At 62.2% G+C, this 21,888-nt stretch carries 27 protein-coding genes and 1 pseudogene; 14 read left to right on the top strand and 14 right to left on the bottom strand.

What is annotated here, in order from left to right; all coding sequences use genetic code 11:
* The first annotated feature begins 104 nt into the window (after positions 1–104).
* A complete protein-coding gene (locus tag LZ016_RS01880; RefSeq protein ID WP_241445470.1) occupies positions 105–854 on the top strand; it encodes a hypothetical protein in 750 nt (249 codons plus the stop codon).
* 262 nt (positions 855–1,116) lie between these two features.
* Positions 1,117–1,566, top strand: a complete 450-nt coding sequence (locus LZ016_RS01875; protein WP_241445469.1) for a hypothetical protein — start codon at positions 1,117–1,119, stop codon at positions 1,564–1,566.
* Between the two features lie 205 nt (positions 1,567–1,771).
* Here the strand turns inward: LZ016_RS01875 and LZ016_RS15460 are convergent, their stop codons facing one another.
* A complete protein-coding gene (locus LZ016_RS15460; protein WP_277622492.1) occupies positions 1,772–1,894 on the bottom strand; it encodes a hypothetical protein in 123 nt (40 codons plus the stop codon).
* 170 nt (positions 1,895–2,064) lie between these two features.
* Between LZ016_RS15460 and LZ016_RS01870 the strand changes: the two genes are divergently transcribed.
* A complete protein-coding gene (locus LZ016_RS01870; protein ID WP_241445468.1) occupies positions 2,065–2,520 on the top strand; it encodes a helix-turn-helix domain-containing protein in 456 nt (151 codons plus the stop codon).
* A gap of 82 nt (positions 2,521–2,602) precedes the next feature.
* Here the strand turns inward: LZ016_RS01870 and LZ016_RS01865 are convergent.
* A pseudogene (locus LZ016_RS01865) lies at positions 2,603–2,763 on the bottom strand (biotin synthase BioB); the annotation flags it as partial.
* A gap of 312 nt (positions 2,764–3,075) precedes the next feature.
* Here LZ016_RS01865 and LZ016_RS01860 point away from each other — a divergent pair.
* Positions 3,076–3,282 (top strand): hypothetical protein, encoded by a 207-nt coding sequence (locus tag LZ016_RS01860; protein ID WP_241445467.1) that lies wholly within the window; start codon positions 3,076–3,078, stop codon positions 3,280–3,282.
* Between the two features lie 626 nt (positions 3,283–3,908).
* Here LZ016_RS01860 and LZ016_RS01855 read toward each other — a convergent pair.
* Positions 3,909–4,541, bottom strand: coding sequence for a carbonic anhydrase (locus tag LZ016_RS01855; protein WP_241445465.1), 633 nt, complete (start codon positions 4,539–4,541; stop codon positions 3,909–3,911).
* Between the two features lie 185 nt (positions 4,542–4,726).
* Here LZ016_RS01855 and LZ016_RS01850 point away from each other — a divergent pair, with 185 nt between their 5' ends.
* On the top strand, positions 4,727–5,488 hold the full coding sequence (locus LZ016_RS01850; protein ID WP_241445464.1) for a carbonic anhydrase: 762 nt from the start codon (positions 4,727–4,729) through the stop codon (positions 5,486–5,488).
* A 49-nt stretch (positions 5,489–5,537) separates the two neighbouring features.
* Here LZ016_RS01850 and LZ016_RS01845 read toward each other — a convergent pair whose 3' ends face one another.
* From LZ016_RS01845 to LZ016_RS01830, 4 genes are all read right to left on the bottom strand, one after another.
* On the bottom strand, positions 5,538–5,993 hold the full coding sequence (locus LZ016_RS01845; RefSeq protein ID WP_241445463.1) for a DUF2147 domain-containing protein: 456 nt from the start codon (positions 5,991–5,993) through the stop codon (positions 5,538–5,540).
* Positions 5,990–6,382, bottom strand: a complete 393-nt coding sequence (locus LZ016_RS01840) for a hypothetical protein (protein WP_241445462.1) — start codon at positions 6,380–6,382, stop codon at positions 5,990–5,992. The genes LZ016_RS01845 and LZ016_RS01840 overlap by 4 nt, the downstream gene beginning before the upstream one ends.
* Before the next feature lie 105 nt (positions 6,383–6,487).
* Positions 6,488–7,312, bottom strand: a complete 825-nt coding sequence (locus LZ016_RS01835; RefSeq protein ID WP_241445461.1) for a bestrophin-like domain — start codon at positions 7,310–7,312, stop codon at positions 6,488–6,490.
* A 336-nt stretch (positions 7,313–7,648) separates the two neighbouring features.
* Positions 7,649–8,530, bottom strand: a complete 882-nt coding sequence (locus LZ016_RS01830; protein ID WP_241445460.1) for a DUF2092 domain-containing protein — start codon at positions 8,528–8,530, stop codon at positions 7,649–7,651.
* 331 nt (positions 8,531–8,861) lie between these two features.
* Between LZ016_RS01830 and LZ016_RS01825 the strand changes: the two genes are divergently transcribed.
* From LZ016_RS01825 to LZ016_RS01805, 5 genes are all read left to right on the top strand, one after another.
* A complete protein-coding gene (locus LZ016_RS01825; protein ID WP_241445459.1) occupies positions 8,862–9,803 on the top strand; it encodes a hypothetical protein in 942 nt (313 codons plus the stop codon).
* A 449-nt stretch (positions 9,804–10,252) separates the two neighbouring features.
* Positions 10,253–11,125 carry a Tll0287-like domain-containing protein gene (locus LZ016_RS01820; RefSeq protein ID WP_241445458.1) on the top strand — a complete coding sequence of 291 codons (873 nt, stop codon included), beginning with the start codon at positions 10,253–10,255 and terminating at the stop codon, positions 11,123–11,125.
* Between the two features lie 4 nt (positions 11,126–11,129).
* Entirely contained in the window at positions 11,130–12,074 is a 945-nt protein-coding gene (locus tag LZ016_RS01815; RefSeq protein WP_241445457.1) for a toll/interleukin-1 receptor domain-containing protein, read from the top strand.
* A gap of 151 nt (positions 12,075–12,225) precedes the next feature.
* Positions 12,226–12,765 carry a nuclear transport factor 2 family protein gene (locus LZ016_RS01810; protein WP_241445455.1) on the top strand — a complete coding sequence of 180 codons (540 nt, stop codon included), beginning with the start codon at positions 12,226–12,228 and terminating at the stop codon, positions 12,763–12,765.
* Between the two features lie 380 nt (positions 12,766–13,145).
* On the top strand, positions 13,146–13,415 hold the full coding sequence (locus tag LZ016_RS01805; RefSeq protein WP_241445453.1) for a hypothetical protein: 270 nt from the start codon (positions 13,146–13,148) through the stop codon (positions 13,413–13,415).
* A gap of 665 nt (positions 13,416–14,080) precedes the next feature.
* On the opposite strand, the gene LZ016_RS01800 is transcribed toward LZ016_RS01805, so the two are convergent.
* Positions 14,081–14,539, bottom strand: coding sequence for a hypothetical protein (locus LZ016_RS01800; protein ID WP_241445452.1), 459 nt, complete (start codon positions 14,537–14,539; stop codon positions 14,081–14,083).
* Between the two features lie 234 nt (positions 14,540–14,773).
* Positions 14,774–14,908 (bottom strand): hypothetical protein, encoded by a 135-nt coding sequence (locus LZ016_RS15455; protein WP_277622491.1) that lies wholly within the window; start codon positions 14,906–14,908, stop codon positions 14,774–14,776.
* Between the two features lie 138 nt (positions 14,909–15,046).
* On the opposite strand from LZ016_RS15455, the gene LZ016_RS01795 reads away from it, so the two are divergent.
* The gene (locus tag LZ016_RS01795) at positions 15,047–15,295 is read left to right on the top strand and encodes a hypothetical protein (RefSeq protein WP_241445451.1); all 249 of its coding nucleotides are present in this window, start codon (positions 15,047–15,049) and stop codon (positions 15,293–15,295) included.
* Positions 15,296–15,379: 84 nt separating this feature from the next.
* Entirely contained in the window at positions 15,380–15,997 is a 618-nt protein-coding gene (locus LZ016_RS01790) for a PRC-barrel domain-containing protein (protein WP_241445450.1), read from the top strand.
* A gap of 68 nt (positions 15,998–16,065) precedes the next feature.
* Here the strand turns inward: LZ016_RS01790 and LZ016_RS01785 are convergent, their stop codons facing one another.
* The 3 genes from LZ016_RS01785 to LZ016_RS01775 all read right to left on the bottom strand — a co-directional run bounded on the left by LZ016_RS01785 (position 16,066) and on the right by LZ016_RS01775 (position 18,716).
* Entirely contained in the window at positions 16,066–16,227 is a 162-nt protein-coding gene (locus LZ016_RS01785) for a Flp family type IVb pilin (RefSeq protein ID WP_241445449.1), read from the bottom strand.
* A gap of 209 nt (positions 16,228–16,436) precedes the next feature.
* The gene (locus tag LZ016_RS01780; protein WP_241445448.1) at positions 16,437–16,598 is read right to left on the bottom strand and encodes a Flp family type IVb pilin; all 162 of its coding nucleotides are present in this window, start codon (positions 16,596–16,598) and stop codon (positions 16,437–16,439) included.
* A 126-nt stretch (positions 16,599–16,724) separates the two neighbouring features.
* Positions 16,725–18,716 (bottom strand): transglycosylase domain-containing protein, encoded by a 1,992-nt coding sequence (locus LZ016_RS01775; protein ID WP_241445447.1) that lies wholly within the window; start codon positions 18,714–18,716, stop codon positions 16,725–16,727.
* Between the two features lie 102 nt (positions 18,717–18,818).
* On the opposite strand from LZ016_RS01775, the gene LZ016_RS01770 reads away from it, so the two are divergent.
* Both LZ016_RS01770 and LZ016_RS01765 read left to right on the top strand, forming a co-directional pair.
* A complete protein-coding gene (locus LZ016_RS01770) occupies positions 18,819–20,303 on the top strand; it encodes an ABC transporter substrate-binding protein (RefSeq protein ID WP_241445444.1) in 1,485 nt (494 codons plus the stop codon).
* Positions 20,300–20,722 (top strand): DUF4112 domain-containing protein, encoded by a 423-nt coding sequence (locus LZ016_RS01765; protein ID WP_241445442.1) that lies wholly within the window; start codon positions 20,300–20,302, stop codon positions 20,720–20,722. Before LZ016_RS01770 ends, LZ016_RS01765 begins: the two co-directional genes overlap by 4 nt.
* Here LZ016_RS01765 and LZ016_RS01760 read toward each other — a convergent pair.
* Entirely contained in the window at positions 20,719–21,450 is a 732-nt protein-coding gene (locus tag LZ016_RS01760; RefSeq protein WP_241445439.1) for an energy transducer TonB, read from the bottom strand. The genes LZ016_RS01765 and LZ016_RS01760 overlap by 4 nt on opposite strands.
* Positions 21,451–21,467: 17 nt before the next feature.
* Positions 21,468–21,794 carry a hypothetical protein gene (locus LZ016_RS01755; protein ID WP_241445437.1) on the bottom strand — a complete coding sequence of 109 codons (327 nt, stop codon included), beginning with the start codon at positions 21,792–21,794 and terminating at the stop codon, positions 21,468–21,470.
* Positions 21,795–21,888 lie beyond the last annotated feature (94 nt).

The following is a 21,888-nucleotide window of genomic DNA, read 5'->3' as shown; positions in this document are numbered from 1 at the left end:
GGGATCATCCGCTTCGGGAATGGACTGGATCAGCACGGGCTCAACCATCCGCGCCTTATGAACCCGCACTCTAAGAGAATAGTGAATCATCGTTCCGGAATGGGGTGATTTCGACCGGTTCTGCGCGCCGCTACGCGCCCTCTTTCATCTGCATCTTCCTATTTTTCGCGCTGATCGCAGCGCAGGTGCGCCCGCCGAACCCACGCGCGTTCGCCCCTCGACCGATGACTTGGGCCGGGTGTTTGCTTACACTAGCACCCAATCTTGACGTGTGGGCTTCAGAAGGATGGTTCGTGCCGCCGTTTCGCGTGAGAATTGCTTTTCGGGGAAGCCGTCGGCTGGGGGGTGACAGGAACCGGCGCACGTCTGGCGCAATGCTTTCGGCACCTTTCATTCCCACCTTCGCGCACAGCTTCGTCTATTCCAACGGCAAGCCTGCCGACGGACCCGTCGCGCTCACCTCCGTTCAAGTGAAGCAGATGGAAACTTACCAAAGCTGCGCTGCGGCGATAAACGCCGCCTATGGCCGTCTCGAACGCGGCCTCATGCACGCCCTCAGTCGTCTTACCGACCTGACTGCGACGCGGGCTCGCTCCCTGACGTTAGCCGACCTCGAGCTCGTGATGGAAAGATTGGACGCTCCCATCGAATTGAGAACAGCCGTGGAGCTTTTGCGCGACCCGGAGACACGGCTGCTTGCGCACGGCTATTGTCAGACCGAAGAGTGCCCCGATCGCAATCTTCGCTTCATCCTCTCGGCCGATGGGCATCGTCACGAGTTTTCCGAGCAGGATCTAGTTCGGATTGCCGGTTCCGCACCGCGTAAGCTCGCCGCGGCCCTCCACGCCCTGTAGCTTCATGCGGGCTCGCCGGCGCAAGCCCTTGCGAAGCCTGCGCGCGAGGCTCGCGCCGACCGCTTAACGCAAACGCCAGCCATTGACCCAAGTCCCGCTGATCATGGTCGAATCTCCTCCACTATGGAGCGCAACTTAAGCCGTCGGCAGGTGCCACCGCGCCATTCTCATCGCCCGTGTGAAGCCGCTCCGGCAAGGAGCGGCGCATGTTTGAGGATGGTTCCGACTTTCCGTGAAGCCTCGTCAGGATCGCCAAAAAGTAATGATCAGGGCGAGGATGCGCGCCGGCGCCTCGTGGCAGGACGTTTGCATCCTCAACCAGTCGCTGCACGGCCTCGGGATCCAGGCGGCCGAGCCGCCCGAGCGGGGGACCTATGTCGAGATCCGGCGCGGCCAGCACGTCATCGTCGCGCGTATCGCGTGGAAAAAGGGGCATCGCGCGGGGCTCCGCTCGCAGGATCCAATCTTCCTCCAGGCGCTCCTGGTCGACGCGGCTGCCCCCGCGCGCGATCCCGCGCGCGACTGCCGCGTCGAACGGCGATCCGTTCCGCGAAGCTCCGCCGAAGCCCATGCGCGCAGCCGGCGTACGGCCCGGGCCTTCGAGCTTGTCTCTCTCGGGCTCGTCGGGCTCGTCCTCGCCGTGAGTGCCTTCGGCATGGTCGAGCAAGCGCTCGCGCGTCCGCTACAGCATATCCGCATGGCACTCGGCTGAGCAGAGGCCCGAAGATTCGGCGTCGCACGGCTTCCAAAGGTGCGGAATGGCGTTTCCGAAGCGTCTATGGGAATAGCACGGAGGCACCGGGTTCCAAGGATCCGGCAGCTGGTGACTGACATGCGCCTTCCCCCATGCCACCACTCCGGGGGACATTGGGGCCGGCGGCGCGCGCGGCGAGGAAACGCTCGCCGGACAAGGTTGGCTAGGACAGGTCGCGTTGAGCGAGGAGGACGAGGCCGCGCGCGCTCCGCGCGTCGGCCAGCGCGGCATAATCCATGCTGATCGCGTTGGTGCCACGGCAATCGCCGCAAGCCTGTGAGATCACTGTCGATCTTAAGGAATGCGCGTAAGAGCCTCAGCGCACCGGAGGGCCTCTGGTGTAATCCGTTCAAATTGGAACGAATTTCAATCCAGACTGGATCGAACCTTAACGGCGCACCTACCGAAGATGGTTAACCCCATCCCGCATTCCGCAGTAAACGGAAAGGGAAAGCCATGAACAGCGTCAGCCTCCATCCGATGGTCAGCACGAGAGCCTCCAAAGACATCACTGCCCCCATCTACAACGGGGCCGCGGCGCACTGCGAGGCGCCGCTCGATACGTCCTATCGCCGCATCCATGGCATCCGCCGCTATCTCGCCGCTCGGGCGGGCCGCGGCCGCTTCTTCAACCCGCGCCTTTTCGCCGATCCCGCCTGGGACATGCTGCTCGAGCTCTACGTCGCCTCGCTGGCCCAGCGCCGGCTGCAGGTTTCTCGCCTCAGCGAGCGCTCGGGCGTGCCAATGACGACCGCTCTCCGCTGGATCAATGCGCTGGAACGCGACGGTCTCCTCCAGCGCGAGTCCGATGTGCACGATTCACGGCTCGTGCTCCTCTCGCTCACCGAGAAGGGCCGCCACTCGATGGACAATTATTTCGCCGAACTGCCAGTCGAAGGCGGGTTGCTCTAGGCACAAGAGGACGCCGGGGCGGCGGTCGCAAAGCGGCCGCCGGCAGCGCATCTTCCGGTCGGCCCGCGAGGGCGTGCATTGGCACCTCCGCCTCCAACGGTTTCAGGCCCAGCTTGGCAAAAAGCGCCGCGCCGGAACCATCGCCCGCATTTGACGTCGTCAGCAGCCGGTCGCCGGCGAAGAGGCTGTTCGCGCCGGTGTGCGAGCGACTGCAACCGTGCGCACGAACTCGATGTCGTCGATCGGCTTCTCCCCGCCCCGTTCTGATCATCTCGCGGGCGCAGTGGAAGCTGGCGAGATGGCCATGTCGGCGGCGCGTCCGAGCAGAGGCCCAATTGGCGGGCAAGGCCGGCGTGGAGAGACCGAACCTTGCCCGCTGGGAACCAGGACCGCCTGCTTCCTAAGGCGCGAATTGCTACGAAAGCGCCAAGAACCGGACCGGATCGGATGGAATTGGGTAGGCACGCCCGAAGGCGCCGCGCCAAGTCGCTTTTTGCTCCGGACCGGAGGGACGATCAGCATCCTGGAAGGGTCGCTGCGGGAAAGAGTCCTCGCATGCTCTGGCTCCTTGTTTTTGCGCAGGCAGTTCCGTCCGTACCGGCTCCGCCGCGGGTGCAGGCGAAGGCTGCCGTGCGCGTCATGCGTGCGGACAAGGTCACGGCCGAAACCTGGGCCAAGGCCGGTCCTGCCGCACGCCGCGAGCTGCTGCGCACCGATGAAGGCGGACGCCCGATCGTGATCCGGACGATCGAGCATCAATAAGCACCAAGTTTCCCGGACGGCTTCAGCTCGCTAGCAGTGCCGCACCCTCGCAACTCAGACTGGCTTTCGAACCGCTCCGGCAAGCGGAAGTTGGCGGGCAGAAGGACTCTTGACACGCACCCGATACGAGTGCGCGCCAGTGCTCAACTCCGCCCCTGAGAAAGAGGAGGGACCTTCGTGAAGAACGGTAGATTGGAAGCGTGCCAACAGTTGCGGCGCGGCTCGGCTAAAGTGGCGTATCGATCCGCCAGCTCGCTGCCACTACTGCATTAAGGTTGATCGCGATGCATTTTAACGTTCTTGTCTGTCCCTGCTATCTGGCCGTCTCGACGTTCACCTGTCTTATCACCTACGAAACAATCAAGACCGGGAAGGCTCCGATTGGCCGCGGTGGCGGCTTGTATGTTGAGCGTGACAGAAGTCCTCTGACCTATCAGGTACGGGTCGCGGTCAGCTGTTTCGTGTCGCTCGTGTTCATCACACTGACCGTGGCAAGCTTTTACAGCTACTTCATCCGCTAACGTAATGGCAGGAATGGGTGGAAAGCTGCCACTAGCAGGTGAGGATTGCGGCAGTTTGGCAAGCTGCTCTGGTCGACGTCGTTCGACCTGCTGAGAGTTGCTGGCCTACGCGGGGCGGAAACTTCCTTCGGCCTCGTCGAATACCCACAATTCCCCTTTCCGGATGGAAAAGTGACAGCCGAGCACAACCAACGATCGCTTCTGTTCGCCTTCCGCGACGAACGGAAATGTTCTGAGGTTCGCCATGCTCTGGCGGATCGCCGCTTCCTCAAGCAGCCGGTGCCCTTCGGGGCTCGAGCCGTGCTTCTGAGCGATAGCCTGCGCACTCTCGTCGATCTGGCTCATCCAGCGATCGATGAATCCGCCTTCACCGGCCCGAGCATCGCGGAAATGGCCGGTCAGGGCGGCAGATATGCCGCCGCACTTCTCGTGACCCATGACCACGATCTCGGGAACATTCAGCTGGGTCACGCCATATTCGATGGCTGCGGAGACTCCGTCGCGCGCTCCGTTCGGTTCGAAAGGAGGCGCAAGATTGGCGACGTTCCGAACGACGAAGATGTCGCCTGGGTCGGCATTGAAAATGATCGCGGGATCGGCACGACTGTCGCAACACGCGATGATGACGGCACGAGGGGATTGCCCCTCGACTAGTTGCTGCCATTGCTGGCGCGCGGGGCGGGACTGATTTGCTCGAAATCGCCGATAGCCGTCGATGAGGTTACCATAGCCGCGCACGGTAGTCCTCCGATCGTCCGTCGGTTAGTCAGCAGCGGCATTGATGGCAAGCTCGAGCGCCACGCCATCGATGCCCACTGGGCCGGCGTCGTTCTGGTTATCGCATGGATCGGTAGCGGACATTCCCAGACCCGCATCAGGATTGCCCCGATAGGAACCCAAACGCGAAGAGCTAATCCGCCCTGATGACGAGACGGGCAATGCCGGTCGCTATAGGGCTCACCATGGTCACTGCGGCGTTTGTGCCGGCAAGCGCAGAGCAGCACCATCATTGGTCGTATTCGGGTGAGGGCGGCCCATCGCATTGGGCGGAGCTGGACACGAAGAACGCCGCCTGCGGCGAAGGGAAGAGCCAATCACCAGTGAATATCCGGATCCAGGACGTTCGGCGCACCCAGTTGCCCAAGCTGATGTTCAACTATCGGACGACGTCGCTCCACATCATCGACAACGGACATAGTGTTCAAATCAATGTTGAGCCCGGCAGCGTCCTGAAGGTGGGCGATATGAGCTACCAGCTCCTCCAGCTCCATTTCCACCACCCGAGCGAGGAACTGATCAACGGCAAGCGTTCGGAGATGGTCGCTCATCTCGTGCATCGCGGTACCGAGGGCAAGCTTGCCGTCGTCGCCGTGCTCTTGCGGGCAGGCCAACCGAACTCCACCGTGGAAGCGCTGTGGAACCACCTGCCAAAACAGAAGGAGCGCGAAGCTTACTTCAAGGATGTTCTCATCAACCCGGCAGGGCTACTTCCGATGGATCGCAGCTACTTCACATACACAGGGTCCCTAACGACTCCGCCCTGTTCGGAGGGTGTGCGCTGGCTCGTCCTGAGGTCGCCTTCGACCCTGTCGAAGCACGAGATCGCCGTTTTCTCGAAGCTCTATCCGAACGACGCTCGTCCAGTTCAGAAGCTGAACGGTCGCCAGGTCCTCGGAACTAAGTAAGCCCGGGAGCAATCGCTAGCGTCCGAAGTAGCGCGGACATGGCGTCTAACTAACGAACTCGCGTCCAGGTCTGCGACTTGCATCCCATGCCCGCGAACAAGCAGCCGCGTGCGACTACGGTATTCTGGTCCTTGACCGTGCCCGTACCGGTCAAGACCTTGTTGAGATCGGGGACGAAGACCTTTCCTTTCCAGACCTTTGGGCTCACCTCACGGAACTCTCGGAAAAGCTCGGTGCCTACCAAGTGAGGCGTTCCGCCTCGTGCCGAGTCCGCCTTTGCCTTGGCATTTGCCCACACCACCGTGCCGCAGCGGCTCTTGCCGCACGGGTGGATGCGAACGTGGACGCTATTCGAGGGATTCCGCAGAACTATGTCCTGACCGGGCTTCTGCGAGAGCGCCGGGGCGGCGATCGCCAGAAATGCCGCAACGACGGCAAGACTTGTGAACTTGCTGAAGTCCCTTATCGCGCCTTGCCCGTCTCGGCTCGGCGTTCTGGCCCTCATTTCGGAGCTGCGCTCAGGCAGGCGTCATAGCTCTTCTGCCAGGCATCCTCGCTCCTTCTATCGCCACGGCGATCCTGGCGGTTGCGTGATCCCGCTACAGCCATGCCCGCTGCCGCGCCGCTCTTCGCCTTGTCTTCCCGATTCGCATCCTTCAGAGCTCCGGATGCGTTGTCATATTGGTTGTTCTGCACGGCGCCTGCTGCCGCTCCGACGGCAGCACCTTTCGCCGCTCCCGCAACCCGGCTGCCATCTGGTCCGCTATCCCCGGGCGTGTACCCCGTTGCCTGCGTGGCTGAAGCAGAGCAATTTGCGTCAAGCGGTTGCTGTGCTGCCGTTGGCGCGCTCATTGCTGCCGCGACCACGAACAAACTTCCGAGTGTGTATTTCATGGCGGCCTCCGATCTGCGCGGACTAGGCCCGTCGATCGCTTGGCAATATCGGGATTATGTCCGACCGACCTCTCGGGGTCGGACCGTTGGCACCCCCGCAGCTATTCATTTGAAGCGATCATAGTCCGATCGCGGGATTTTCATCGTGTCCCTCAGCAGAAGGAGACCCAGCTGACTTTCCCGGATTGTGCCCCTGGTTGGCCGATTGAGATCTACAATCATCGCGACCGCCAAGGTGAGCAGAACAAATAAAATCGCGGCGATAATGCGCTGTCGCGCGCCATTGAGGACCGCACCAAGAAGCCCCGCAGTGACTACAAGGAAGGCGTAGAGCGTTACCAAGATGCCGCCGGGCACTGGCGACATTCGAGCGACCTTGCGCTCGCTGTCGTAGTCGAGAACTTTTGCGAAGAATATATAAAATGGCGCGCTGACACCTTTGTCGCGAGCGGTTTGGGTTGCAGCAAGAACAGCTGCCGAAATGTCGGTGAGGAGTTGGTCGTTCCTGGCAAGCAACTGCCGGCGATCCCCCGGCGCCGTCGAAAGAGCGATACGGTTGTCCGTGTAATCGGCAAGCAGTTTGCTGAGGCGCGTGCGGTGCGGCTCATCAAGCGCCTGGGTTTGGAAATACGCGGAGCCAATTGCGTTGGCTTCCTCGACTGCGAGCAACCGGCGCTGATCGTACAGCTCAAGGACGAAGCTCGTGGTAAAGGCCAACATCAATGCGAGCAGCACGAGGATCCCCGAGACCAGGAAATTCTCCTGGCTTTCCATTCGCTCTGTTCGGGGCGCCCGCTTGCCGTAACGAATGCCTACCTTCTGAAGCCCGTAGCCAACGAGCGCGGCTATCACGATTGCCAGAAGGATTCTCAGGACGGTGGTGGCGACGGATATCTCGCCCGTCGGCCAGAATAGCTGGAACTCCTCCATCGGCGGCCCCCGCGCGTGTGCGCACCAATTGCGAGGAATGGGACCCAGTGAGGCGCAGCCTATCCCTGTTCCCGGCTCGCGGCTTGCTTCTTACTGATACGGGCGCAGCATCGGCCCAACTTTGCTTTCAGCAGTTGTACACGCCAGCTGCGCACCGCCGTGTCGTTCGTCGAGCAACGCCGGCCACACTGACGGGCGTCAAGGGACGACCAACTCTGGCTTCCGCTGGAGCAATCAGGCTAAAGGAGTCCGTCCCTGTCAGCGTGTTGGCCGCCTCCGTTCCGAGAATGGCGATAACTGACGCGAACAGGACAATCTTCAGCGTCCTGGGCGTGGTCATTTCGCTGCTCCAATCTTGTAATTTTCCGGCAGGTCGCTCGTTTCCTTGAGCGTTTCGAGATCCTTGGCGTCCAGCTTCGTCGCACCCGCGGGCGGCTTGAAACCGAAATCGGCGGCGCCTCCTGCCTTCCAATCACGGATCGTCATCGTGAATTGGGGCGCCTGGTCGACCCCCTTGCTGGTGATCACGTAACGGCAGGGATACGGATTTGCGCCCTGTGCGATCCAGATCTGCCAGTCGGTGTCCTTGGCGCGGAAGGCGAGGTGATCGCATTCCTGTCCGCCGACCACACCGCTTCCGAGGTCCTTCACGTCGGTGACGTCGGTCATCAGTGTGTCGTACACGTTGGAACCGAGCAGGTCGGCTCCCGGCAGTTGCCGATGGAATCTGTCGCGCAACTGGTCGATCAGATTGTCGACCGTCCCTGGTACTTCCGCCTGGACATAGGCGTTCTTGCCCTTGCCGTAGATCGTCAGCGTCTTCCCGTCGAACACCGTCTCGGTATCGGTGAAGCCCGACTTGCGTGTCGCCCGGATCTTGTCCGGCCGGCTCATGTCGACTGTTCCGGACGTCGCAATCTGGAACTTCTGGTGCTGGTCCGAGACGACCTCGAACACCGAGTCATAGCTCAGCGAGAAGGCCTTCTGTGCCGCGAGATAGTCTGACATCTTCTTCAGAAGGGCTTTAGCATTCTGCGTGCTTTGATCGTTCGATGGGGCGGCCGGCTCAGTCGCTTCCTGCGCGCCCGCATTTTCCTCGGTCGCATTTGCCTGAGCAGCATTTTGCTCTGCTGGCTTTGAACATGACGACAGGCCGGACGCGACGGTCAAAGCCATGGCTGCTGCTGGAAGCAGGCCTCCGTGGATACGGTGCGTCATAGGAGGCCCCCTCTTCTTCCAATTGCCAATGGAGTTGCGGTGGGCTTGGCCTCAGGGCAGGCTCAACCCACATCCATCCGACAATCGCGGTAGCTCCGCCAAGCGACCAAGCTAATTGGGGGAACTACGGGGAACTAGCTCAGGGCTTATGTCCGCTTTGGGTCGGAAGCAGACACTCCGTTGGAGCCGGCTCGGGGAGTAGACTTGGTTAATTCGGGTGTTCGCTTTCATTCGGTGCTACGAGACAGCAATTAGGCGGCTCCCTCCCGTGAGCATACGCCTGGTATAGAGAGACCACCGAGTTCCCGCCTGCCGATCAAGGAGCCCCGTTGTGAATCAACAGCCGGAGCCGAAGAAGATCCTCCTTCAGACGACCATCTCAACCACCGAAGACGATTGGTCGATCGCGCGCTTTAGCAGCCTCGCTGCGCTGCTTCGCGACGCGCGCGATGAAAGCGGAAACCTGCTCTATGAAGTGACGGCACGCGATCGCGATCCGCCCGGCAAGCCGGACTCGGTGCTATCGACCATTGATGGAAGCGACTTCGACGAGCTTTGGCTGTTTGCGGTTGATACCGGGAGCGGTCTCACAGAGGAGGATTGCGCTGCCATCTCCCGCTTCCGGAAGAATGGCGGGGGACTGCTCGTGACGCGCGACCACATGGACTTGGGGTCATCAGTCTGCACTTTGGGCGGAGTTGGAAAGGCGCATTACTTCCATTCGAAACAGCCGGATCCGGACGTCAGCCGTCGCAAGCGCGACGACCCTTATACGACCGACATCGATTGGCCGAACTTTCACTCCGGGGCGAACGGCGATTTCCAGGAGATCGAGGTTATCGACGAGGCGCATCCTGTGCTCGCCAACGAACGATCACCCACGGGCTCGATCCGCTTCCTGCCTTCTCACCCTCACGAGGGCGACATCGACGCTCCGAAAGGTGAGGACGCGCGCGTTATCGTGACGGGGAAGAGCAAGGCGACCGGCGTCGACTTCAACATCGCTGTCGCCTTCGAGCCTGGCGAGCACGGCGGTGCAGCAATCGCCGAAAGCACCTTCCACCACTTCGCCGACTACAATTGGGACCCGCGGTCCGGCTGCCCAAGCTTTGTGAGCGAAAGGCCGGGTGACGGCCTGCAGCGCGTGCCCGCCGCGATGGCGGACACGCACCGTTACGCGCTAAACATCGCAGGATGGCTGTCCGGAGCCCTGCGGACACAGCAGAAGGCGACGCGCGACGCCGCGCTGACGGGTGCCATTCCAGCGGATTAGCTCGGACCGGGTCTAGGCGGGCCGTCCTCAGTTCGTGTGATAGCAGGGCTCGCAAGAGGCTTTCGATCCACGAGAAGCTGACATGCCGCGTTCGCCGCAGGATGGGTCGAGATAAGACGCTTCGCTAATGGCAGGAATGGGCCGAAACCTGCCACTGCGCTGACGGCAACTTTGGGTCGGAAGCTGTCACTAACCCCCTAGTGCCAGGAATGGGTGGAAACGCCCCGCGGAGGACGCGCTTCACGTGTCATTCCGCATACGTATGCGGGGTTTCGGTCAAGTTATCCGGTGAAGCGGTTATATCTGCGAATCCCACTGCAACGGTAAATGCCGTGCACGCGGGCCTTCTTCTTCCCAGCAGCGATTTTTCGAGCGGCGATCCGCATTCGGCGCTTCGAAATTCCAGTGCCCTCGGAATGGAACTCGTTCGCTTGAAGCAGGAGGTTTCCTTGGGAATTCGAACGAAGTTCAATCTCCTTATGCTTGCAATCGCGGCCGTAGGTGCCGGGTTTTTCGCCTTGGCCGCAGAGCCGCTGGTGCGTGCGGTCGCCCAGGAAGAAGTCCTCCAGAGCGCGAGGATCATGATGGAGAGCGCGGCAGGGGCGAGGAAATATACGGCCGAGGAGATCACCCCCTTGCTCAAGGCTCGGATGACCCATCAGTTCTATCCTCAGGCCGTCTCCGCCTACGCTGCCAAGCAGAGCACCGAGGTGATCAGGACAGGATATCCGGATTACACCTATCGCGAAGCGGCACTCAATCCGACCAACCCGGAAGACCGGGCGACGGACTGGGAAGCCGACATTATCAATGATTTCAAAGCGCATCGCGAGAAGACCGAAATTGCGCTGCAGCGCTCAACTCCGACCGGCCAATTCACGGTCCTCGCTCGTCCGATTGTAACCAAGCCCGCCTGCATGGAATGTCACAGCAGCGCCGCGGCCGCGCCAGCTTCGATGGTCGCGATCTATGGAAGCGAGAACGGTTTTGGATGGAAGGCCAGCGAAGTCGCCGGAGCCCAGGTGGTTTCCGTGCCTCACGCCGCGTCTGCCATCAGGGCCGAACACATTCGGCGGCTCTTCGTCGTGCCGTTCGCCGGTTTCCTCCTGCTCCTGTTCGTTGCGGTCAATCTGCTGCTCCATTTCGTCGTTATCCGGCCGATCGAACGCATTTCGACGAGGGCCGAGGCGGTCAGCATGGGTGACATCGACATGCCCGAAATCCACATCACCTCGTCAGACGAGATCGGGCGTCTCGGCGCCTCCTTTACCCGCATGCACCGCAGCGTGATCGAGGCCTTCAAGATGATTGACCGGGATTGAGCTGATGACTGCTTCAACTTCAGACCAGGAGGGGACCTGCTTCCTCAGCTACGCGAGATCCGACGAGCATTTCGCGCTGAGGTTCGCAAATGATCTGCGGTCGCTCGGCGCGTCGACTTGGATGGATCAGCTCGACCTCCGGCCGAGCCAGCATTGGGACCGTGCGATTGAGCGAGCCATTCGAGCCTGTTCCTCTGTGATCGTGATCCTTTCGCCCCGCTCCGTCGCGTCAGAAAACGTTGCCGATGAAATCGGCCTGGCCATCGATTGCGGGAAGCCCGTCATTCCCGTGATGATCGAGCCTTGCGATCTACCGCTTCGAATAACGCGCATGCATCTGATCGACGCAACCAGGGATTACCAGGCGGCATTGACGGAGTGTTTCGCCTCGATCGCAGAGGATCGCGGAAACCCAAAGTCATTCAGCGAACCGGCCCGGGAGCTTGGCGGTATCCATGAGCCGGAAGTCATCGCCTCGGCCACCCGTCAGCTTGCAACCGTCGTTGGTCCGATCGCTCAGATTCTCGTCAAAAAAGCCGCTTCAGAAGCAGCGTCGGTTGAGAGACTCTACGACCTGCTTAGCCTACACATCCAAGTTGAGGATGAGCGGGAGCGCTTCATGGACTCAGCGCCGCAACGGCATATCCCAAGCGGAAATTTGGCTCGATCAACGGAAGCTATGTTGGCGGCGGCAAAAGGAGTCCAGATCAACGGCGACGACCTGGAGCGGTTGGGAAAGATCCTGTCTAGCTATCTCGGTCCGGTAGGGATTCTAATCGCGCGAAGAGAACGCAAAGCATGTGGTTCGCTCAGGGATTTCAGGCAGCGACTTGCCACCACGCTGCGAAATAGGCGGGACCGGGAAGAATTTTCCAGGCGAGCCGAACTTGATGGCGCGAGCCACGAGACCGCTCCGCCTATGCGTTTGGCACTCCAAAGTGGCGGTTAGGTAACGTCCGGAATGGGTGGAAAGCGGACGTTTACCCCGGAGCCGCCTCGGAACGCCACTGCGCGCGTGGTGTTCGGAAGGCGCTCGTATATTTGACTATTGGCAATAATAGGCCGAGCGCAAGCTGGACGGCGGCCCTAGGGGCCAATCATTGTCCCGCCGCCATGTACCCCCCTCGCGAGAGTTCCTCGAGGCGAAGGACATCACCATGAACATGACCAACTGGTCCCGCGGCGCCGCCGCGGGCACGATCGCATTGCTGCTGATCATCGGCGCGCCCGCACGGGCCGCCGACAATCCGCAGGTCGCCGCTGAGATCATGGCCTTGGCGCGGGCGCAGTGGGCTTCGGAAATCGCCGGCGAGCCCATGGCCCAACAGAACGCCTCGCTCGCCGAGGACTATACCGAGTTCAACGGCGACTTCCCGACGCTTCTAGTCGGCAAAACCATGTCCACGCGGATGGGCGAGGTCGCACCCAACGACAAGGCGATGTATTCCGACATGCAGAATGGGCGCGTGCAGGTCTATGGCGACACCGCCATCCTGACCTACAATTTCGCCGGGCTCCGTCGCGCTGCGGATGGCAAGGTCGCCCCGTCGCTTGCCAAGTCGACGCGAGTCTATGCGAAACAGGGCGGCCGATGGATGCTCGTCCATGCCAATTTCGCGCCGCTGGCAGCCGGGCACTAGGTGCAGCGAAACAGGGCCGCGTCTTCGCCGACGCGGCCCTGCGTCCGCAATGGTTCGAAAGAAGAGCTTGGCGGTTAATGTCCGGATTGGGTCGAAAGCTGCCACTAAAGCGCTAGCGGCAGGAATGGGTGGAAAGCTGCCACTACGGATTGTAGCCAAGATCTGGCTTCCTCGTCGGAGATGCTGTGGGCAACGCTGAACCAGAACCGCTTCAGCCACAACAAGCGAAGTTCGAACGCGGCACCATGATCGGCGGACTAGCAGCTACAGCATGTGCCTTAGTCGCTGGCGTTTTGACACGTGGGATAGATTTGCTTCCGCCAATTTGGGTGCTCATCGCGTTAGGGGCCTTGTTCGTCTGGTTCTTAGTGAGTTCCGGGATGCGGTTGCTTCTGGTTCGACCGAGAAATAGTGGAGTAACACCGACCCCGACCCTCCGGCTGTGGTTTGTCGCACGCCTTGCGTCCTATTTTGCTGCGCCGATCCTGGCTTTCTTCTGGCTGGTAGCGTTGCCGTTCCGCAGCCCATGGTCAGGCATAGCCGGACGAGCATTCTTGCTGCTGCTGGCATTCAACGCGTTGATCGGACTCATCGGCTATTCGACTATCAACACCGCGCTTTTATTTGCGCGGTTGCGACGTTCGAGCTGACGCTAGTGTGGCAATGGTCGAAAGCCGCCGCTGCGCTTGTGGCACGTTTGGGTCGTCAGTGGACGTTCCGACTGGGCTCTTTCCAGAACATGATTACGAACATCACTGCCATCGTCAGGCAGGCTCCGGCGAACAGGCCGGCGAAAAGTTGTTCGCTATCAACCCTGAGGCAAGCGAACGCGAGTAGCCCCGCAAACACAGACAGCGCGAATGCGAGAAGGTGGCGGCGCGCTTTCACGAACGGAGAGCACGCCGCTGTCGCCCAGATTGCAGGAATACCGACGAAGGCTAGCCAATCCATCAGCCGTTGATACCCGAAGGCCTCATGTCCGCAATGGGTCGAAAGCGAAGGCTTCTATTTGGGCTCAATCCAGTCCGATTGTTCCGAACCGATCAGGCCGGTCTTGAATATCGTCCACGCCCGCCAAGCAGCGAACCCTACCCAGGTCAAAACGAGTAGTAGGCATGGCAAACGCCACGAATTTCCGAAGAGGGGCAGCCCAGCCATGGGTAGGAGTGCGACAATGACGGTTCCCCCACCGGGACGCCCGCCACGCGTCAGGTCGCGATCAACCCAGTTCCGTATTGATTTATAAGCCCGCACCTCGCGAGCGTAGCGCTTCGGCTCTTATGGCAGCAATGGGTCGAAAGCTGACATTCCGCGCTCAGCGATCCCTTATCCGTCTCCTGATTTGTTCATCATGCGCGTCGAACTCAAGGAACAGCTTATCGCAGGCCTCGCGGCTCGCGTCGCAGCGCATCTGTCGTTCCATGTCCGTGCCCTCACCAGAGTTGTAGAGGTACACACAAGTCACTGCCGGGTAGGCCGCATCAAATCTTGTGGTGACCGTCCATTGCTTCGATTCAAGCGATGAAAAGTAGGTCTCGAACCGATCTGATCCCGACGGCTTTTCGACAACCGTCGGATCAGATTTCAGCTTTTCCCGGATTGCGAGCGCATCAGTTCCGCTAACTCCGCAAACGTCTGAGGGGCCGTCGGCGTCGCTATGCACGCCTTCGGGAACCGTCTGCCCGGTGCTTGGCGCGTGCAAGAGCAGTGAGGCAGCGGCGAGAGGCCAAACTCGGAGCATCACGGTCTTCACGTCTGTAGATTGCTGCAACACGGTAGCGTCCGCAATGGGTGGAAAGCTGCCATTCGCAGCGATAGCATTGAAGCCATGAGAGTTTCACAGGACGGGGACCTTTACCGAGGCTCCCACATCACCGGCCCCACCCACAACTATCTCGGTTTGCGGCTCAAGCCGAACGGAGGGGTGGCGGAGGTGACTGTCTTGCCTCCAGTCGGCGAGTGTCGCCATCATGATGGTCTCGCCGCTGACGAAGTCCGTGAATGGGTTTCAGAGGGCGTAGCTCGGGCCAATGATGAACTCGGCACCGACTACGGTGTGACTTACGCTGAGGTAGTGGAGAACGACAGCCGCCGTCCCGAGGTCTATTCCGAACTCGCGAGGCGCATCGTCAAAGAGGCTCACTGCCTTAGCGCCTAATGGCAGCAATGGGTCGAAACCGGACATTAGCAACATAGCTGAACGAGGGGCCGCTTACGGGTCTCGCCGGCGCCACTCGGAGCGACCGAAATGGGCGCAAAGCGGACGTTCGCGGAGCTTGGTGTGAGCCGCCACGTCTATTGTGAGTTGCTACAGAAAGATGCTACTTCGTTCGCTGTAGCAGCAGAAAAAGCGATGTTGGATCAGTGGCTTGGGGGACTGGAAAGCGTTCCCCCTCGGCTCCACCATCCCCTTCTGATTGAAACGAAAAAGGCGCCACCCGGCGCCTTTTTCTTTGCCTACTGGACGCAATCGGCAGCAGGCCCTCGCATCGCGACCAGCCGGGGAACGCCGCACGCAGCCGACGATTGACTCCGGGAGTGTGCGGTCCTGGTCCGCGCCTGCGAGCCCACGATCGCACGCCTCATGACCAAATGAAGCAGAGGAGAAGTTGACATGCCTCGTCACGACTGGCGCGACGACGACCTCATGAGCCGCGATCGCAGCCCCGACAGCGGGTACAGCGATTACGAGGACCGCGGTCGCGGCGGATTCTTCGGCGGTGATCAGCGCGAGCTGAGCATGCGCCAGCGCCGCAGCGGCTGGGGCGACATGATGCGGGATGAGAGTTCGGGCAGCCGCCCGATGCGTGAGCGGTCTCGGGATCGCAGCTATGGCCCCGACGACGAACGGCGCGATATCCCGAGAGATGAGACCGAACGCCTGATTGCCTCGAACAAGGTCGAAGGTACCCCGGTTTACGACCGGTACGGTGAACGCCTCGGTTCAATCCACAATTTCATGGTCGACAAGTTCCGCGGCCAGGTCGTCTACGCCGTGCTCCGCTATAGCAGCGGCTTCCTTGGCCTCGACGATCGCTACATTCCACTCGACTGGGACGATCTCACGTTCGACACCCGACTTGGCGGCTATCATGTCGATATTACCGAAGATCAGCTGAAGAACTCCGGCAGCTGGGATCGCAACGAGCGCTGGTCGGAACGATCGCGCCACGCGAGCGGACGCGAGGATGAGCGCTACGGCACTCGACGGCAGATGCGCGAAGCCTGGTAATCCGTCTCACAATGAAAACGGCGGCGCCTTTCGGCGCCGCCGCTATTTTTGGCACTAGCGTCGAGAAACTAGAGGTTCTGCTCGACGTTCGTGAAGGTGCCGTTGAGCTTCGTGCCGACGCTACGCATCGCACCAATGGCCGCAACTGCGATCAGGGCAGCGATCAGGCCATATTCGATGGCCGTCGCACCCGTGCTGTCGTTCATAAGCTTGGCAAAGCGCTTGAACATTTCTGGTCTCCCAACGGTCGTACTACCGAGATTTGAAACTCGCCGCGAAAGTCGCGCCGCAGATGATTGCGCTCGAAACGGTTTCGAAACTCCTAAGAAGGCGCGTTAAGAAAACGGAACGGGCGGCGCCTTTCGGCACCGCCGTTCAGCGCAAACGAAAACGGCGGCGCCTTTCGGCACCGCCGTTCCGTTTAGAGCGAAACGTCGACTTAGAGGTTCGACGAAACGTTCGTGAAGGTCGAGTTCAGCTTGGTGCCGATGCCACGCATCGCGCCAATCGCCGCAACGGCGATGAGAGCTGCAATCAGGCCGTATTCGATGGCCGTTGCACCCTTGCTGTCATTCATCAGCTTGACAAAGCGCTTGAACATTTCCGGTCTCCTGTCCTTGTATCCCGGGAACTGGTCCCCACACCCCCGCTATTCGCGTAAGGTCGGCTGCAGAATTAGAAGGCCGGAGTTGAGAAGAGGTTAAAAGCGCCGGTTTCCAAAGATTAACTATTGATTCTTCTCGAGCAGCTTCTCGATCTGCTTGAAGAATTGGCGGAGCGGCCTGGCGCCATCGCTCCATTCCTCAGGTAGCGGGCTTTTGCGCTCATGGCGAGCGGGCGTCCGTTGCGGCCTCTGGAACGAGGCGGGAAGCGGCGGACCGGCGCGGCCGTCGATGGCAAGCGCAGAGACCATGAAGTCGTGCCACAGCTGCGCGGGGATCGTGCCGCCGCTGACCTTCCTGCCAAGCGGCTTGTCGTCGTCGCGGCCAACCCAGACGCCCACGACTAGGTTGCCGGCGAACCCAACGAAGAGCGCATCGCGGTTGCCCTGGGTGGTGCCGGTCTTGCCGAAGGTGGGCACGGCGAGCGCCGCGCGCTTGCCCGTCCCGTTGTTCGCGGCGGCGTAGAGAAGATCGAGCATCGGCGCCCAGTCGCGGCGCTGATCGAGGCTGCCCCCACCGTGGAGCAAGTCGGCAAGCCGCCCCTGCTCTTCCTGATCGGCGAGCCCGCGGGCTCGGATCGGATAACGGCCGCTGGCGACTGCGGCATAGGCCGAGGTCAACTCCAGAAGGCTCACGCCAGCCGTGCCCAAGGCGACGCTCGGGGAATTGGGAAGCGGCGTCGAGATTCCGAGCTCTCGCGCCGCGCGGAGCACATTGCCGCGGCCGACGCTCTCCGAAAGCCTGACGGTCGCCGCATTGCTCGACCGGGCGAAGGCTTCGCGGAGGGTGATCGGCCCGCGGTAGACGCCGTCGCTGTTCGCCGGCGTCCAGCCGTCGATCGTGACGGGCCGGTCTTCGATGATGCTGTCTGGCGTCCAGCCTGCGCGCAGTGCCGCAAGATATACGAACAGCTTGAATGCGGACCCCGGCTGCCGACGCGCCTGCGTTGCGCGGTTGAAGGTGCTTTCTCGGTAATTGCGGCCGCCGACCATCGCGACGACCCGGCCGTCGGGCCTCATCGCAACGAGAGCCGCCTCTCCGTCTCCGATGGGCGCGCGCGCGATCGCGCGCGAAGCGATCCGTTGAAGATCGGCGTCGAGCGTCGTGCGGACCTTCACCGTTCCGAAGTCCGCCTCGAAGGCATTTTGCGCCGCCGGCGCGACCCAATCGGCGAAGTAGGTGCCTGTCGGGATCTTCGATTTCTGCATTACCGGCCGCGCCATTCGAGCAGCACTCGCCCGCGAGCGGCTGACGGCACCGGTGTCCGCCATTGCCTTGAGCACCAGCCGGCTGCGGTTCTGGGCGGCCTGCAGGTTGCGCGTCGGCGCCAGGCGCGAAGGTGCCTGAACGACACCCGCCAGCATCGCCGACTGTCCGAGCGTCAGGTTCTCCGGTGAGCGGTTGAAATAATGCCGCGACGCCGCGCGCAGGCCATACACGCCGTCGCCGAAATAGACGCTCGACAGGTAGCGCGAGAGAATCTCCTGCTTGGTCAGCCAAGCTTCCAGCCAGAAGGCGATGATCACCTCTTGCGCCTTTCGCTTCATGCTCCGGTCCGACGAGAGAAAGCTGGTCTTCGCGAGCTGCTGCGTAATGGTCGACCCGCCCTGCCGGACACCGCCGGCGCGCATGTTGGCGACCATCGCTCGCCCGATGCCGCGCGGGTCGATGCCCCAGTGGCTGTAGAAGCGGCGGTCCTCGATCGCGACGAAGGCCGCGGGCGTCGCCGGATTGAGCTTGGTGACGTCGACCGGCGCTTCCTTGATCGCTCCGCGGCGAGCGATCGGCTCACCTTCCTGCGAGACGTAGAGGATTGCGGGATCATCGAGCGGTTCAAGAGCGCGCGACAAGGGCGCGGTAACGATAAGCCAGATCAGTGTGATGAAGACGAGGCTGGAGACTGCGTAGAGAATGATCGGCCAACGCCGCCTGCGCCTCGGCTTTTCCTCCGGAAGCGGCGGTTCCGCACCCGTTGCCGGATGAGCGGGTGCAATCGGATCGGGCAGCTCTTCGACGTTAACGCCGCCGCGACTCCAGATACCCTCGTTGTCGGCCACCCTCTATCCCGAACCCACGCCAAGTGACTTATCTTGGTAAAACAGCCGCCGCGATATATCCAGAGATTTGCTGAATGCGGGCTTACGACTAAACAGCCGGACATGCGGTGGTCTGTCCCTCGCCGTGCCTTCGCCGCGGCCGTCCTTGCCTTGGGTGCGATCCCGGTCGCCGGATGCCAGAAGACGGACACAGGCAAGACAGACGTCACCGTCATTGGGGAGCCGCCGGCGATGGCGGACCCCGCGGCCGGCCCGCTGACCACGCCCCAATCGGTCCTGCTTGGAAACGTCGCCCAGGGCCTCGTCCGCTTCGACGCCGTCGGCCAGATCGTTCCCGGCATCGCCGAGCGCTGGAACGTGACCGACGACGGCATGAGCTACATCTTCCGGCTCGAGACTGCACAGTGGCCGAACGGCCGCAAGATCACTGCCGAGCAGGTCGCGCGAATCCTGAGGCGGCAGCTTGCCGCACGCAGCGAGAATAGGCTGAAAGACACGCTCGGCGCGGTTTCAGAGATCAAGGCGATGACCGACCGCGTAATCGAAATCACTCTGAAGGCGCCGCGGCCGAACATGCTCGCGCTATTGGCGCAGCCGGAGTTCGCGATCGTCTACCAAAACGAAGGTACGGGCCCCTTCCGCATGGCGCCCAACAGCAAGCGGCCCGGCGTCGATCTCGTCCGCAGCGTCACGAACCTGGACGACGAGGTGACGCGCAAGGAAGAAGTCGTGCTGGAAGGCGCCCTCGCTCCGGCCGCCGTCCGCGCCTTCCTGCAAGGCAAGACGGACCTCGTGCTCGGCGGGACGTACGTGGACCTCCCGTACACGCGCGCGCAGAAATTGCCGAAGAACGCGCTGCGCTTCGATCCTGCCGCGGGCCTGTTCGGCCTCGTCCCGGCGCGCGCCGACGGGCCGCTTGCGGACGCCGGGCTCCGACGACTGCTCAGCCAGGCGATCGACCGGCAAGCGCTGATCGATGCCCTGAACGTACCCGGCCTGCTCCCCCGCGCGACGGTGCTCGAGCCGGGGCTGGACGGAGTCGAGGATCCTGTGGCGCCCGAATGGATGTCCACGCCGCTCGACCAGCGGCGGCCCGCGCTGGTGCAAGCGGCTGGTCAGCAACTCAGCGGCATAGACAAGCCTGTCCTGCGCGTCGCCTTATCGGATGGCCCGGGCGCTCGTGTTCTCCTGAACCGGTTGGCCACCGATTGGGGCGCACTCGGCATTCGGGTCGAGGCAGCGCCGCAGGCAAAAGACGCCGACCTCGTGCTCGTTGACCTTGTCGCGCCGTCCAATTCCGCGGCCTGGTTCCTGCGCAGCTTCCGTTGCGGCCAGGCAGCGATTTGCGATCCGAGCGCCGATCAGCTTCTGGATGGTGCGCGCAACACGACGGTCCCGCTCCAGCGCTACGCATTCCTGACGCAGGCCGCGCAGCTGATCGACCAGCAGCAGCTCTTCATTCCCATCGCGGCTCCAATTCGCTGGTCGCTCGTTTCGGATCGCGTGCAGGGCTTTGCAGTCAACCGCTTCGCGCGCCACACTCTGACTGGTCTCACCGACAGGCTCGACCGCGACCGCAACGAATGACCGACCGCCGCTTCCCCCTGCCACCGACCGGAACAGACCCCGCCTCCGTGCGAAAGCGTGTCGAAGGCCTCGAGCAGGTGCTCGAGCGCATCGTGGTCGTGCCCGTAATCAATCGTCCGGTTGGCCTCGATGTCATCCTGGACTTCGTGCCAGGGGTCGGCCCGACCATTGCGGCCGGGCTCGGCGCCTATCTCGCCTGGGAAGCGCGCAACCTCGGCATGAACAAGTGGCAGATCGGGAAGATGGCCGGCAACGTCGGCATCGACTGGCTGCTCGGTCTCATCCCCTTCGTCGGCGCGGTACCCGACTTCTTCTTCCGGTCGAACACGCGCAACCTGCGCATGATCAAGCGCCACCTCGACAAGCATCATCCCGCAGGCGCCACGATCGAGGCGGAGGCGACCCGCCGCGAACCCTAGCGGCCGATGATCCAGTAATGCTCGTAGTCGACCTCGTCCGAGATCGGTCGTCCGAAGCGGTCGGTGCCTGGCCGAAAGCGAAAGCGCTGCTCGATCAATCGGCAAGTCAGTCCATCCAACTCGGGAACGCCGCTCGATCGGCTAATGCGGCAATTGGTGGCGCGGCCGTTGACCTGGACGGTGAACGACACGCCGACATGCCCGCCGATCCCCGCCCTTCCGAGATGCCGGGGATAGTCGGAGGGGAATATGTCTCCCGCGATCTGTTCGAGATCGGTCCCTCCACCCCCGCCCTCGCCGTAACCCGTTCCGCCCGAACCACCGCCAGCACCCGTACCGGTCGCCGGGCCCGCCCCGGTACCACCGCCGGACGGAGGCGCAGTCGGCCGCGTCGGAACGATCGGCACCACGGAGGGACTGGAATGAGATTGGACTGGCCCACGCGATCCGCCGATCGGCGCCGGAGCAGCTTTCGGCGCCGCAGCCTGGTGGCTCGCCTTCGGCTTCTCTGACGGAGCGGCCCGGGGCGCAGGCTTGGGCAGTGGCGGCGGCGGTGGCGGAGTGAGGCTTACGGAGATGAGCCTCTCGACGGCCTCCTGCGCCTTCCGCACCTGCACGTGGAAACCGCTCATGAGCGCGACCAGCAGCGCAAGCTGTACGGCAAGGGCCGCGGCGAGCGCCGTGAAGCGCTCCCGCGGCCCGGTCGTATGGAAGCCGCCGGCGGGCATTTCAGCCCGCGCCGGGCCTAGCGGTAGTAGCAGCGCGATCCCGCGGTGATCGTGCGGTCGATCGCACGGCCGGCCAGTGCACCGCCGACGATGCCGGCGCCAGTGCCGAGGATGCCTTTGCCGATCACCTTGCGGCCGACGAGCGCGCCGCCGACGCCGCCAGCCACCAGGCCGGTCGTGCCGTTCGAATAGCGGCAATACTTGCGCGCATAATGGGTCTTGCCGCTCTTGAGCGTGTGATGATGTGGATAGCTCGTCGAGTGGGCCAACGCCGGCGTCATGGCCGCCGGCACCGAGCTTGTAGCGACCAGCGCGGCAGCTGCCGCGATCATGGTGAAACGCATAACTACTCCCTGTAAGATTGTTTCGTTGTCGAACGGATGGGGACACGGCACGGTTGCCCGTGGCAAGCCGGTAGCCGGCCGGTAACGATGGAAC

The sequence above is a fragment of the Sphingomonas telluris genome, from assembly GCF_022568775.1.
Taxonomy (GTDB): Bacteria; Pseudomonadota; Alphaproteobacteria; order Sphingomonadales; family Sphingomonadaceae; genus Sphingomicrobium; species Sphingomicrobium telluris.
Note: the sequence above shows the minus strand (reverse complement) of the source record. Positions and strands in the feature narration are given on the sequence as shown.

Coding starts and splice junctions, on each gene's coding strand:
- LZ016_RS01845 (WP_241445463.1), bottom strand. CDS start 5,993: ATGAGGGCCAGAACGCCGAGCCGAGACGGGCAAGGCGCGATAAGGGAC.
- LZ016_RS01850 (WP_241445464.1), top strand. CDS start 4,727: ATGACGAGACGGGCAATGCCGGTCGCTATAGGGCTCACCATGGTCACT.
- LZ016_RS01755 (WP_241445437.1), bottom strand. CDS start 21,794: ATGCGTTTCACCATGATCGCGGCAGCTGCCGCGCTGGTCGCTACAAGC.
- LZ016_RS01790 (WP_241445450.1), top strand. CDS start 15,380: ATGCCTCGTCACGACTGGCGCGACGACGACCTCATGAGCCGCGATCGC.
- LZ016_RS01840 (WP_241445462.1), bottom strand. CDS start 6,382: ATGAAATACACACTCGGAAGTTTGTTCGTGGTCGCGGCAGCAATGAGC.
- LZ016_RS01785 (WP_241445449.1), bottom strand. CDS start 16,227: ATGTTCAAGCGCTTTGCCAAGCTTATGAACGACAGCACGGGTGCGACG.
- LZ016_RS01815 (WP_241445457.1), top strand. CDS start 11,130: ATGACTGCTTCAACTTCAGACCAGGAGGGGACCTGCTTCCTCAGCTAC.
- LZ016_RS01860 (WP_241445467.1), top strand. CDS start 3,076: ATGCTCTGGCTCCTTGTTTTTGCGCAGGCAGTTCCGTCCGTACCGGCT.
- LZ016_RS01835 (WP_241445461.1), bottom strand. CDS start 7,312: ATGGAGGAGTTCCAGCTATTCTGGCCGACGGGCGAGATATCCGTCGCC.
- LZ016_RS01830 (WP_241445460.1), bottom strand. CDS start 8,530: ATGACGCACCGTATCCACGGAGGCCTGCTTCCAGCAGCAGCCATGGCT.
- LZ016_RS01760 (WP_241445439.1), bottom strand. CDS start 21,450: ATGCCCGCCGGCGGCTTCCATACGACCGGGCCGCGGGAGCGCTTCACG.
- LZ016_RS01805 (WP_241445453.1), top strand. CDS start 13,146: ATGCGGTTGCTTCTGGTTCGACCGAGAAATAGTGGAGTAACACCGACC.
- LZ016_RS01780 (WP_241445448.1), bottom strand. CDS start 16,598: ATGTTCAAGCGCTTTGTCAAGCTGATGAATGACAGCAAGGGTGCAACG.
- LZ016_RS01870 (WP_241445468.1), top strand. CDS start 2,065: ATGAACAGCGTCAGCCTCCATCCGATGGTCAGCACGAGAGCCTCCAAA.
- LZ016_RS01770 (WP_241445444.1), top strand. CDS start 18,819: ATGCGGTGGTCTGTCCCTCGCCGTGCCTTCGCCGCGGCCGTCCTTGCC.
- LZ016_RS01765 (WP_241445442.1), top strand. CDS start 20,300: ATGACCGACCGCCGCTTCCCCCTGCCACCGACCGGAACAGACCCCGCC.
- LZ016_RS01875 (WP_241445469.1), top strand. CDS start 1,117: ATGATCAGGGCGAGGATGCGCGCCGGCGCCTCGTGGCAGGACGTTTGC.